We start from the raw sequence: 10,944 nt of genomic DNA, 5'->3' as shown, positions 1-10,944 counted from the left end.
CCGGCGACCCGTGGCGGGCCTCGCTGTTACTGCGCGCGCAGCGTCAGGCCATGGCCGTTGGGGTTGCGCAGGGTGAGGACGTCGGCGTCGACGGTGGCTTGAGCGGTGCCGTCGAGCGCGGCGAGGACTGCCTGCTCGACCTCCATGGTCTCGGGGTCGCACATCATTTTGGTGGTCGCCACCCGGAAGGCGATATCGGCGGCTTCGGCGGTGTCGGTGATGGTGGCCGAGCCGGTCATGCGGTTGCAGCCGGCGAAACCGGTGAGGGTGCCGTCCTCGGCGATGGTGAACGCCGGGCGCAGTTCATCGATCTTCTGCGAGTGGATCTGGGCGTCGGGGGTGAGCAGGGCGGTGACCACCCAGGGCGTGCCGCGCAGCGGGCGGTCGGGGAGCAGGACTTCCTTGTCCATCATGACCACCGTGGTGTTGTTGCCCTCGAGCGTGAGCCGGGCGTCGTCGAGCCGCCAGCTGGGCGAGGCATTGAGCAGGTCGCTGAGCCATTCGTCGGCGCCCATCTTCTCGCCAGGGCAGGCCATCAGCGTGCTGGCCAGGCCCGATACCTTGACGGTATTGCCGTCGAGTTCGACCGCGCCGCTGTGGGTATTGCAGCCGGCGGAGGCGGAGACCCGCCCTTCGGCGAAGGTGAGCGTCAGCGGACCTCCGCCGGGAATCGGGGCGCCCTCGACCTCGGTGGAGATGTAGGTATGGCCCATCGGCGTCGGCGCGGGCCCCGTCGGCTCGGCGTCGTCGTCGTTCGCGCAGGCCGTGGCGGCCGCGAGGGTGAGCAGCAACGCCGCTCCGAACCGGATCAGGTGTGCCGACATGTCGCGATCCTACCGGCGGGTTATCCGCTGGTTCGGGCGCGGGACGTCGGGCCGGGACAAGTGCCATGTTCGCCCACCTTCGAGCGACAACTTCGCGAGTTGTCGCTCGAAGGTGGTCGAAACACACTTCCGTCCGGTGCCGCACGTGGCCGGCGTCCGCGCCGTATCGCTGATCATCGGCTTCCCGCTCGCCGGGCCATCCCACGCCCGACGCCTTGCATTGATGTCCCGTCCTGACTCGCGGACCGATTGTGCCGAAGGTCGGCCTGTCGCGCGACCACCGAAAACCTCGTGACGCCTGCGGTTCTCGGCCGTACGGTGTATCCGTTGTGATGTAGGGCGAGGGGGAGGGAGCAAGCGATGTTGGATTCGGGTGTCACTGTTGCGATAGAGCGGGTCGATCGCTGATGCGATTGTGGACCTTGCAGGCGGCGGAAGTCGTCGACGCCGTGCGCGACAACGGCATCTTCCGGGCGCAGTGGCAGTACGCGATCGTGAACTGGCGGCCTGCCTACCGTGCGATGGTGGCCGAGATGGAGCGCCGGGGCATTGCTTGCCATGGTGCGGCACCGGTGTGGTGCTGGCCCGGCCGTGCTCTGCGTCCTCGCGCGACGCGTCACACCGCCAACAGCCTGCTCGGCCTCGACCAATGGGCGCGCGGGGTGCACTTGATCAAGCTCGATGTCCCCGCGGCACTCACCATGTCCACCTCCTACGCCCGGTGGAACGACTATCTCGGTGTGACGATGGAGCTGCTGCGCAACGCCGGCCGCAACGACGGCCCCGCCTTCCCACCCGACCAAGCGCCGATGGACTGGAGCTCCACCCTCGACAACGAGTGGGACAACCTCCAGATCGTGATCCCCGAACTGCGCCGCGAATGGATCGTCCGCAGCCGCTACTACCCGCCGGACGCCGAAACCGCCGCGCGTATCGCCGCCGACCCCGACCTGAACCCATCGCTGGCTGTGAGGACGTCACCGCTGTCGTCGGCATCCTGAACCTGCCCAGTGGCCTGCGCACTATCCGGTACCGCGCCGGAGACGACCTCGGACCGCGATAGTGAAGTACGCGAGCGCCCAGGTCACCGCTCGACACCTGCTCAACCACGCGATGCCCGGACAGCGCCGTGGCCCCGGCGAGCCGGTGATGAAGCCGGTGCACGGGCGGTATCTGCTCGCTCGCCGGGAACAAGGCCTGCCCCGACTAGGCTGACCGGAGTGACCACCCCGGTAACGACACCGCCCTCCACCTGGGCGCCGCTGCGGATTCGGGTGTATCGGGCGCTGTGGATCGCGCAGCTGGTGTCGAATCTGGGCACCTGGATGCAGACGGTCGGCGCGCAGTGGATCCTGGTCGATCAGCCGAATGCGGCGGCACTGGTGGCGTTCGTGCAGACCGCCACCACGCTGCCGGTGATGCTGTTGTCGATCCCGTCGGGCGTCATCGCGGATCTGGTGGACCGGCGCAGGCTGCTACTCGGAGCGCAGACCACGATGGCCGTGCTGGCCGCGACGCTCGCGGTGTCGACCGCGACCGGCCACACCACGCCGCCCGTCCTGCTGACGCTGCTGTTCCTGCTCGGTTGCGGGCAGGCGCTCACCGGCCCGGCCTGGCAGGCGATCCAGCCGGAGCTGGTGCCGCGCGAGCAGATTCCCTCGGCCGCCGCGCTCGGCAGCATGAGCATGAATATCGGGCGCGCGGTCGGGCCCGCGATCGCGGGTGCGCTGGTGTCGCTGTCGGGGCCGACGTTGGTGTTCACTCTGAACGCGCTGTCGTTCGGCGCCATCGTCGCCGCGCTGATCGCCTGGCGCCGACCCTCCAAGGAACGCTCGCTGCCGAGCGAACGGCCCCTGGCCGCCTTGCAGGCCGGGACCCGGTTCATTCGCGCGGCGCCGGCGATCCGGCGGGTGCTGTTGCGCTCGATCCTGTTCATCGCACCCGCGAGTGCGCTGTGGGCATTGCTGCCGGTGGTCGCGGCCGACGGCTTGGGTCTCGGCTCGTCCGGGTACGGCCTGATGCTCGGTGCCCTCGGTGTCGGCGCCGTCCTCGGCGCGCTGGCGTTGGCGCGGGTGCGGGCCGCGCTCACCCCGACCAGGCAGTTGGCGATCGCGGCCGTGCTGTTCGGAGCGGCGACGGTCGGCACCGCGCTGCTGTCGACACTGGTTCCGGTGCTGGTGCTGCTGGTGTGCGCCGGGTTCGCCTGGTTGCTGGCGCTGTCGACGATGAACGCGACCATGCAGCTGCTGCTACCGGGCTGGGTGCGGGCGCGCGGGCTGTCGGTGTACATGCTGGTGTTCATGGGCGGGCAGGCCGTCGGTTCGCTGGTGTGGGGTCTGGTCGCCGGTGCGTCCAGCGTGGTCACGGCCCTGCTGACGGCGGCGGTCCTGCTCGGCTGCTGCGCGGTGAGCACCCTGTGGTGGCCGATCCGCCACGACGCCGACGCCCTCGACCTCACCCCGTCGGCGTTCTGGCCCGAGCCGCAGCTGGTGGAGGAACCCGATCCGGCCGACGGTCCGGTGATGGTGCTGCGCCGCTACGACGTGCCACCCGAGGACGTGCCGGAGTTCCTGGCGGCGATGGTGTACGTGGGCCGGTCCCGTCAGCGCACCGGCGCGATGGAATGGCGGCTCTACCGCGATGTCGGAGTGGTCGACCGGTATGTCGAGGCGTTCGTGGTGCGGTCCTGGTCGGAACATATGCAGCAGCATCAGGTGCGGCTCACCGCGCAGGATCAACTGCGTGAGAGCGCGGTGGCCCGCTACTCGGCCGACGAGCCGGGCACCGTCACCCATTTGGTCGCGGTGACGCCGAGGTAGCCGGCGGAACCGGGCTGATTCGGCGCGCGACGGCCGAGCACATAGACTGTCGGCCATGCGGATGTTCCTGGATATCCTCCTGATCATCACCAGCGTGCTGCTGGTGCTGCTGGTGCTGTTGCACCGCGCCAAGGGTGGAGGTCTGTCCAGCCTGTTCGGCGGCGGTGTGCAGTCCAGCCTGTCGGGTTCGACCGTCGTGGAGAAGAACCTCGACCGCGTCACCATCTTCACCGGCCTCATCTGGTTGATCGCCATCCTCGGCATCGGCTTGGAGATCAAGTTCTCCTGACGGAGGCGATAGCCCTCATCATGCCGATCGCGCACCCCACGCCCGCCGCGAGCACCATTGCCGCGACCGCGAACGCGGCGCTGTACCCGCTGCCGAGCAGCGGCGCCACCACCAACGGCCCGAGTAGCTGACCGGCGCCGTACACCGCTGTCAACGAGGCAGCTGCCGCCGCACCACGCAGCTCGCGGCCGACCTGCATCGCCAGCAGCGTGATCCCCATGAACGTCGCACCGAACAGTGCGGCAGCGATCACCACCTGCCACGTCCCGTCCGACACCGCGAGCAACACCGCCGACAGCAGCTGCGCGATCAATGCCACCGGCAGCAGCGCCGCGGCCGGCCATCGCTTGGTGAACACACCCCACATCAGCGTCGCCGGCGCGGCCGCCACCCCGACGATCACCCAGCTCAGCGGTGCCAATGCACCGCCACCGGGTCCACCGACCGCGGCCACCAGGAACGTCCCGATGACGATGTAGCCGAGCCCTTCCAAGAAATACGCTCCCAGCAGCATCCACCAGACGCGCCCACCCGACCGTCCGCCGGCCCGGCCCTGCGAAGCTCCGCCGGGAATCGGCAACCGCCACGCGGGCGCGAGCAGCAGCGCGGTCAGCACCGCGGCGCCGGCCCACATCCCCTGCCACGACACCACCGGGCCCGCCACCAGCACCAGCACCCCGGTGACCGCGATCCCCACACCCACCCCCGCGAAGGCGATACCCGCATCATGCCGGCCACCGGCCCGTGCGATGGCGCGGGCGCAACCGACGAAGATCACGGCGCTGGCCACCCCCGCCACCAGGCGAGCGATCGCGGCCACCGCAGTCGAGATCGGTAATGCCATCAGCGCCTCGCTGGCGATCAATGCGACCGCCGACAGCCGGAACACCCTCGGCCCGTGTAACTGCGGCACCCGGGAGAGCAGGACCGCACCGACCAGATACCCGGCGTAATTGGCGGCCGCGACGACGGCACCGGCATGCGCGTCGAGGCGTTGGGCGTCGATCATCACCGGCAGTAACGGGGTGTAGGCGAAACGACCGACACCCATAGCGGCGGCCAGACCGGCACAGGCGGCCAGGGCCTGCGCCAGAGGCCGATGCTCGCCGGAGGTGCGCGCGGCGGGGACGTCCACGTCGGAGGCGGCGTTCTCGATCACGTGACCCGACGCTAGAGCCGCGCAGCACCGGTGTGAAATGCTTCCTGTGCACGATGTATACGCTGGACGCATGGATGTCGAGCTGCGTCACCTGCGGGCGTTCGCCGCCTTGTGCGAGGAAGCCAACTACACCCGCGCCGCCGCCCGTCTGCATCTGAGTCAGCCCGCCTTGACCCGGACCATCCAGCAGCTCGAACGAATCCTCGAGTCCCGGCTGATCGAACGCAGCTCACGCCACTTCGCGCTCACCGACGAGGGCCGTGAACTGCGGGAACGCGCACGAACCATCCTCGCCGACGTCGACGCGGTCTGCGCCGATCTGCGCAGCCGCGCCGCGGTCGAGCTCGGGTTCTCCTGGTTGCTGCCCGATGAATGGTTCGCCGAGGCCCGCACCCGTTTCGAGGAGTCCGGCGGGCGCATCTCCCTGCGCCGCATCGACGATCCACTCACCGCGCTCACCGAACGCACCATCGACGTCGCTCTCTATCGCACCGGCGATGGCCTGCCGCGTCAGCTCCGCTCACGCCCGATCGCCACCGAACGACGGGTCCTCGCGGTCGGCGCCGCCTCGCGGCTGGCCACCGCTACCGGGGTGCGCTGGGCCGATCTCGCCCATGAGCCGCTGGTGGTGAACACCGTCTCCGGAACCACCACCGCCGCGTCCTGGAATCCGCCCGATCCCGGCCGGCCGTTGGTCACCTGCACCAACTTCGACGAGTGGATCGAACTCGTGGCGGCCGGTCGCGGCATCGGGGTCGTGCCCGAACTCGCCCGCGTCCGCGCGCCGCATCCGGGTGTGGTCTACCGCGACCTGCCGGATGCGCCGCCCTCTCGGGTGCGATTGGCGTGGCGGGCCGAACCGTCACGGGCGGTGCGCAGGTTCCTCGAGGTCGCCTGAGTGAACGCGCGGCCGGCTGCGTCGTCGGGGCGGGGGTGGCAAGGGCGACAGCGCCCTCAGTCAGCGCGCGGTATGCGGCCGTCGACGTCGGTGAAGCCGTACTCTTCGGCGAGATCGGCGACACGGAACGCGCGGCCGGAACGACGCTGCCGATCGGGGTCCGCGGCCAGAGCGGTGACCGCGCGGCCCGGGAATCGCGGCGTTTCGGCGGCATCCAGGTCGAAACTCCCTTCACCTGGCAGCGTCACCTGCCGCCTGCCCTCCGCGTCACGCGGAATCATCTGCAGCAGTTCGGTATTCACGATGCCCGGCCACAACGACACCACGGTGACGCCGTCGGCGGCCAGCTCGTGCGCCATATCGGCGGTGAGCCGGTCCAGCGCGGTCTTGGCTACGCCGTAGACGGCATTGTGCATATGCCGTTCGGCGCCGGGCGAGGAGATGTTGACGATCAATCCGCCCGATTCACGCAGCAGCGGTGCGGCGAAGACGCTGGCCGCGTAGTGCGACCGCACCCCGACGTCGAAGGTCTCGTCCCAGGCCGCCGGCGGCACCTCCCAGAACGGTTTGCCCAGCCAGCGTGCGGCGGCGGGGGAGTTGTAGACGTTGTTCACCAGAATGTCGAGCCGGCCCTGCTCGCCGCGGACCATCTCGAACAGCCGCGCCACCGCGTCATCGTCGCGGTGATCGCAGATATAGGGGATACCGGTACCGCCGAGGGCGTCGATCTCGGTGGCGGTGGCGTTCACCGTGCCGGGCAGCCGCCCCGGTGTGGTCGATCGCCCGGTGACGTAGACCGTCGCGCCGGCCGCGCCCAGCTCGACGGCGATGCCCTTACCGATGCCCCGGCTGGCCCCGGTGACCACCGCGACCCGGCCGCTCAGTTGTGCAGGTATTCCGCTCACGGTCCCGGGACATTACCGTGAAACTGAAACGCGTTCTAGTGGTCGGAGGTTGCCGTGGAAGTAGCTCATCGGTTCGTGACGGGCAATGGCGTGCGGTTGCACGTGGCGGAACAGGGTGCGGGCTATCCGGTGGTGTTCTGCCACGGCTTCCCGCACACCTGGTTCGTCTGGCATCGGCAGATGGCGGCGGTGGCGAACGCGGGCTTCCGTGCGCTCGCCCCTGACATGCGCGGCTACGGCCGCAGCGACATCCCCGATGGCGTGGACGCCTACACCAACGAAGCCGTCATCGGCGACCTGCTCGCCCTGCTCGACGACATCGGTGCCGAACAGGCTGTTTTCGTCGGCCTGGATTTCGGTGCGGCACTGCTGTGGGAGCTGGCGTTGCGGGCGCCCGAGCGGGTACGCGGTCTGGTGGTGCTGAACAATCCGTTCACTCCCCGCGCCCCGAAAGTGCCGTCGAGTTACTGGTCGAAGATGGCCGAAAAGCATTTCCTGCATCTCGAATACTTCCGCGAGCCCGGCGTCGCCGACGCCGCGCTGGCCGGTCGGCCGCGCGAGTTCCTGTCCCGCGTGTACTACGCCCTCAGCGGCGACTATCACTATCTCGACACCTGGCGCAACCCGCCCGGCATCAGCTACCTCGAGGCCCTGCCGGAAGCACCGTCACTGCCGTGGAAGTGGCTGTCCTGCGAGGAGTTCGACACTCTCGCCGAAGATTTCGAGCGCACCGGCTTCACCGGCGGGCTCAGCTGGTACCGCGCCATCGACCGGAACTGGGAACTGACCGCCGACTACGCCGGCGCCTCGGTCGAGGTCCCGGTGTATTTCGTCTACGGCGAGAACGACCCCGACATGGAGGGTTTCAGCGGCCGCGACCCTCTCGACACGATGCGCGCTCATGTTCGCGACCTGCGTGCGACCGAAAAGGTGCCCGATGCGGGCCATCTGGTTCAACTCGAACAGGCCGACGCGGTGAACGCCTTCCTCATCCGGAGTCTCGGTGACCTCGTGAGCGGGGCCGAGCAGGCGGCGACACAGGGAGCGGCCGACTAGCGACCGATCGTCGCGGTACGTGCGGCCGATGGTTCAGGCGCGGGAGTCGCGAATCGCGGAGATCGCCAGGGTGGTGTAGTGCATGGTGAAGCGGCCGCCCAGAGCGTCGATGGCGGAACCGACCGCCTCGGTGATCTCGGCCTGTTGGCTGCGAGTGAGGGAGGTGAGGCCGCCTGTGGTGGGCAGCAGTGCCAGCCATTCCTCGCGCGTGTAGGTCCGGTCCCAGTCGTAGCGCCAGAGCTCCGGACTGCTGAAAGTGCCAGTTGCGGTGAGTGATTGGCCAATTTTCGTATAGGTCGTCTCGTACAGCTCCAGTGGCCGGCGGGCCGGCTGATCGGCGAACGGGGAGTCCGGCGCCGCGCGGCGGTAGGCGTCGGCGAACGGTTCGGCCACCTCGGCCGGTGGTTCGAAGACGTGGCCGAAAATGGCGATCCGCCCGCGTGGGCGCAAGACCCGCGCTGCCTGTGCCGAACCCGCGGCGGGATCCACCCAATGCCAGGACTGTGCGGCGACGACGGCATCGAAGCTGCGGCCTCGCGGCGCCCACGTCTCGAAGGTCGCGACCTCGACCGGAAGTCCACGGGCACCGGCGAATTCGGCCATTCGGGCATCCGGTTCGATGCCGAGGACCCGGCAACCGGCGGCCTGTAATTGCCGGCCGGCGATACCGGTGCCGCAGCCGACGTCGAGTACCTCGGGTCCGGGGCTCTCCGCGACGATGCGCGCGATCAGCGCGTCGGGGTAGCGCGGCCGAGCTCGGTCGTAGCCGTGTGCGTCGACGCCGAATGATTCGGCGATGGTGCGTGCTCGGTGCGGCTGCCGCGCTGCCGGCTCCGGTTGGTGCGGTAAAGTGGGCATGCGCCCACATTAGTGGGCGCTTGCCCACCTGGCAATGGAGTGACGCGATAGGAGCCCTGGCGTGCCGACCGGTGTGCATCTGCAAGACGCTCGGCAGCAACTGTTCGACGCGGCCGAACGGGTGCTGCTGCGGGATGGCCCGAGCGGGCTCACCAGCCGTGCCGTCACCGACGAGGCCGGCTGTGCCAAGGGTGTACTGCATCGGCACTTCGCCGATTTCGACGCCTTCTTGGCCGAGTTGGTCCTCGATCGCGCGACGCGGCTCGCGGCGCAGGCCGACGTACTCCGTGATGCCGCGGGCAGCGGCAGCGTCGTCGACAATCTCGCGAAGGCCCTCACCGCACTGTTCGGCCCGGTTCCGGTTGCCATCATTCCGCTCATCACCTTCCGCGACGAACTGCGCGCCAGGCTGCGCGCGGCACGGCCGGGTGGTGGGATGGCGATTCTCGGTGAGATGACGCAGGCGGTCTCGGCGTATCTGGCCGAGGAACGTGCCCTCGGGCGGATCACCGCCGACGCCGATATCGATTCGCTCACCCTGTCGCTGGTCGGTGGCGGGCATCTCGTCTTCGCCGACCGTGATTCCGGCGCGCCCGGCGACGCGGCGATCGGCCATTTGGTCGCGACAGTGCTCGCCGGCGCCGTGGAGTCGCGCCCTCGGTAATAGTCGGACGGAGTGGCGAAGCCGACCCTCGACGCCGGGGGTCGCGCGCGATACGCTGCCATCTATACGCCGCCGTATAGATGGAGGATCGGTATGGCACTCCCACCCGGGCAGCGCGCGGTCGAGGGTTTCCCGCGCTTCGGCACCCACCTGCATCACCCGCCCCCACCCGTTCCCGCCGAGCCGGTGATCGAGATCGCCGGGCCTCTCACCGCGAGCCTCGCCGTGCCCGTCGCCGAGCTCGCGACGTTGCCGCGCCGCGAACAGCGGTCCGACTTCCACTGCGTCGCCGGATGGTCTGCCACCGATCTGCTCTGGGAGGGTGTGCCGTTCGAGACCGTCTATCGCACGAAGGTCGAGCCGCTCCTCGAGCCGGGCGCATCGATCAGCCACGTGATCTTCCGGGGTCTGGACGGTTTCGAGTCGATCGTGCAGCTGGACGACGTCCTCGCCGACGACGTCCTGATCGCCGACCAACTCGACGGTCGACCGCTCAACAGCGACCACGGCGCCCCGGTGCGGCTGGTCAGTCCCCATCAGTACGGGTTCATCAACACAAAGCACCTGTGCCGCATCGAATTCCACACCGCGCAGCCACCGATTCCGGACCGCTGGTCACCCCTCGCCTCGCACCCGCGAGCGCGGGTATGGCAGGAGGAACGGCACCGGCATCTGCCCGGGCACTTGGTGCGTCCGGTGTATCGATCGCTGATCGGGCCGATCCGCAGACTCAGCGCGCGGGGTAGCCGCGAGCATGCGTAGTGGACAGGGTTACGTGCGGCGACTTGTAGCGCCCGGTTTCGCTCTGTCGGCTCAGGTCGACTACTCGGTGCGTCGGGGTGGCTCCGACAGATGACCACGGAGCGCGATCTCGGTGGCCTCATCGATCAGGGCCGCAATGGATTCCGGCGCCGCCTCACGTGCCGCGCCCGAGTTGGTGACGGCGTCGACCGCACCGACCAGTGCCCCGGTCAGCGCCGCGGCGTGGACGACGTCGACCTCGCCCGGGTAGGCGGCGAGTAACGCTGCGGCCAGGCGCTGTTGCAGTGCCGAATTTCGTAGCAGGGCACCCGCACGTAAGGCGGGCACCTCCGCGATCAAACGGGCGCGTAAGGCGGTGAGTTCATGGTCGAGTGGGAAACTCCACGACGTGGCCGTGCTCAGGTGCCGAATCGCCCTGAGGAGCAGGTCGGCTGGGCGTTCGCCGGGCTCGCGGCTGCCGAACGCCTCGTCCAGCAGTGACTCGTACAGGTCGTCGTCGGCGAAGACCACCTCGTCCTTGGCGCCGAAGTAGTTGAAGAAGGTCGCGTACGAGACGTTCGCCGCGGACGCGATCTCGGCGACCGTCGTGTGGTCGTACCCCTTATCGCTGAACAGTCGAAGGGCGGCTTCGACCAGCGCTTGCTTGGTGCGGCGCTTCTTCTGCTCGCGCAATCCCAGGCTCTCCTCCACGCGGAGATTGTTGCACACGC

Annotated in this window: 13 protein-coding genes; 8 read left to right on the top strand and 5 right to left on the bottom strand. The window is 69.1% G+C overall.

All coding sequences use genetic code 11. The features are described 5' to 3' along the window. Positions 1-26: 26 nt before the first annotated feature. Positions 27-824 carry an META domain-containing protein gene (locus tag RJ05_RS14775; protein WP_014351694.1) on the bottom strand — a complete coding sequence of 266 codons (798 nt, stop codon included), beginning with the start codon at positions 822-824 and terminating at the stop codon, positions 27-29. A 407-nt stretch (positions 825-1,231) separates the two neighbouring features. On the opposite strand from RJ05_RS14775, the gene RJ05_RS14770 reads away from it, so the two are divergent. The 4 genes from RJ05_RS14770 to secG all read left to right on the top strand — a co-directional run bounded on the left by RJ05_RS14770 (position 1,232) and on the right by secG (position 3,932). After that, complete coding sequence (locus RJ05_RS14770; RefSeq protein WP_014351693.1) at positions 1,232-1,825, top strand: DUF3841 domain-containing protein; 594 nt, start codon at positions 1,232-1,234, stop codon at positions 1,823-1,825. 61 nt (positions 1,826-1,886) lie between these two features. Then, entirely contained in the window at positions 1,887-2,039 is a 153-nt protein-coding gene (locus tag RJ05_RS30900; RefSeq protein ID WP_156090825.1) for a hypothetical protein, read from the top strand. 5 nt (positions 2,040-2,044) lie between these two features. Beyond that, positions 2,045-3,643 carry an MFS transporter gene (locus tag RJ05_RS14765; RefSeq protein ID WP_036537778.1) on the top strand — a complete coding sequence of 533 codons (1,599 nt, stop codon included), beginning with the start codon at positions 2,045-2,047 and terminating at the stop codon, positions 3,641-3,643. Positions 3,644-3,698: 55 nt separating this feature from the next. Beyond that, a complete protein-coding gene (secG, locus tag RJ05_RS14760) occupies positions 3,699-3,932 on the top strand; it encodes a preprotein translocase subunit SecG (protein WP_036537777.1) in 234 nt (77 codons plus the stop codon). Here secG and RJ05_RS14755 read toward each other — a convergent pair. Beyond that, on the bottom strand, positions 3,919-5,091 hold the full coding sequence (locus RJ05_RS14755) for a YbfB/YjiJ family MFS transporter (protein WP_234012190.1): 1,173 nt from the start codon (positions 5,089-5,091) through the stop codon (positions 3,919-3,921). The genes secG and RJ05_RS14755 overlap by 14 nt on opposite strands. Before the next feature lie 70 nt (positions 5,092-5,161). Here RJ05_RS14755 and RJ05_RS14750 point away from each other — a divergent pair, with 70 nt between their 5' ends. After that, a complete protein-coding gene (locus tag RJ05_RS14750; RefSeq protein WP_036537776.1) occupies positions 5,162-5,989 on the top strand; it encodes a LysR family transcriptional regulator in 828 nt (275 codons plus the stop codon). A gap of 56 nt (positions 5,990-6,045) precedes the next feature. On the opposite strand, the gene RJ05_RS14745 is transcribed toward RJ05_RS14750, so the two are convergent. Next, positions 6,046-6,894 (bottom strand): SDR family NAD(P)-dependent oxidoreductase, encoded by an 849-nt coding sequence (locus tag RJ05_RS14745; RefSeq protein ID WP_051016583.1) that lies wholly within the window; start codon positions 6,892-6,894, stop codon positions 6,046-6,048. 54 nt (positions 6,895-6,948) lie between these two features. Here RJ05_RS14745 and RJ05_RS14740 point away from each other — a divergent pair, with 54 nt between their 5' ends. Continuing rightward, positions 6,949-7,950 (top strand): alpha/beta fold hydrolase, encoded by a 1,002-nt coding sequence (locus RJ05_RS14740; RefSeq protein ID WP_036537775.1) that lies wholly within the window; start codon positions 6,949-6,951, stop codon positions 7,948-7,950. 33 nt (positions 7,951-7,983) lie between these two features. Here RJ05_RS14740 and RJ05_RS14735 read toward each other — a convergent pair whose 3' ends face one another. Further along, positions 7,984-8,808 carry a class I SAM-dependent methyltransferase gene (locus RJ05_RS14735; protein ID WP_036537774.1) on the bottom strand — a complete coding sequence of 275 codons (825 nt, stop codon included), beginning with the start codon at positions 8,806-8,808 and terminating at the stop codon, positions 7,984-7,986. A gap of 61 nt (positions 8,809-8,869) precedes the next feature. Here RJ05_RS14735 and RJ05_RS14730 point away from each other — a divergent pair, with 61 nt between their 5' ends. Together RJ05_RS14730 and RJ05_RS14725 are read left to right on the top strand one after the other, a co-directional pair. Then, on the top strand, positions 8,870-9,472 hold the full coding sequence (locus RJ05_RS14730) for a TetR/AcrR family transcriptional regulator (protein ID WP_036537773.1): 603 nt from the start codon (positions 8,870-8,872) through the stop codon (positions 9,470-9,472). A gap of 93 nt (positions 9,473-9,565) precedes the next feature. Further along, complete coding sequence (locus RJ05_RS14725; protein ID WP_051016582.1) at positions 9,566-10,234, top strand: molybdopterin-dependent oxidoreductase; 669 nt, start codon at positions 9,566-9,568, stop codon at positions 10,232-10,234. 60 nt (positions 10,235-10,294) lie between these two features. On the opposite strand, the gene RJ05_RS14720 is transcribed toward RJ05_RS14725, so the two are convergent. Further along, the gene (locus tag RJ05_RS14720) at positions 10,295-10,924 is read right to left on the bottom strand and encodes a TetR/AcrR family transcriptional regulator (RefSeq protein WP_036537772.1); all 630 of its coding nucleotides are present in this window, start codon (positions 10,922-10,924) and stop codon (positions 10,295-10,297) included. Between the last annotated feature and the right edge of the window lie 20 nt (positions 10,925-10,944).

This window comes from Nocardia cyriacigeorgica NBRC 100375 (genome assembly GCF_000308555.1).
Classification (GTDB): Bacteria; Actinomycetota; Actinomycetes; order Mycobacteriales; family Mycobacteriaceae; genus Nocardia; species Nocardia cyriacigeorgica.
This window is presented reverse-complemented; position numbering and strand designations above follow the sequence as displayed.

Coding starts and splice junctions, on each gene's coding strand:
- RJ05_RS14775 (WP_014351694.1), bottom strand. CDS start 824: ATGTCGGCACACCTGATCCGGTTCGGAGCGGCGTTGCTGCTCACCCTC.
- RJ05_RS14770 (WP_014351693.1), top strand. CDS start 1,232: ATGCGATTGTGGACCTTGCAGGCGGCGGAAGTCGTCGACGCCGTGCGC.
- secG (WP_036537777.1), top strand. CDS start 3,699: ATGCGGATGTTCCTGGATATCCTCCTGATCATCACCAGCGTGCTGCTG.
- RJ05_RS14750 (WP_036537776.1), top strand. CDS start 5,162: ATGGATGTCGAGCTGCGTCACCTGCGGGCGTTCGCCGCCTTGTGCGAG.
- RJ05_RS14735 (WP_036537774.1), bottom strand. CDS start 8,808: ATGCCCACTTTACCGCACCAACCGGAGCCGGCAGCGCGGCAGCCGCAC.
- RJ05_RS14725 (WP_051016582.1), top strand. CDS start 9,566: ATGGCACTCCCACCCGGGCAGCGCGCGGTCGAGGGTTTCCCGCGCTTC.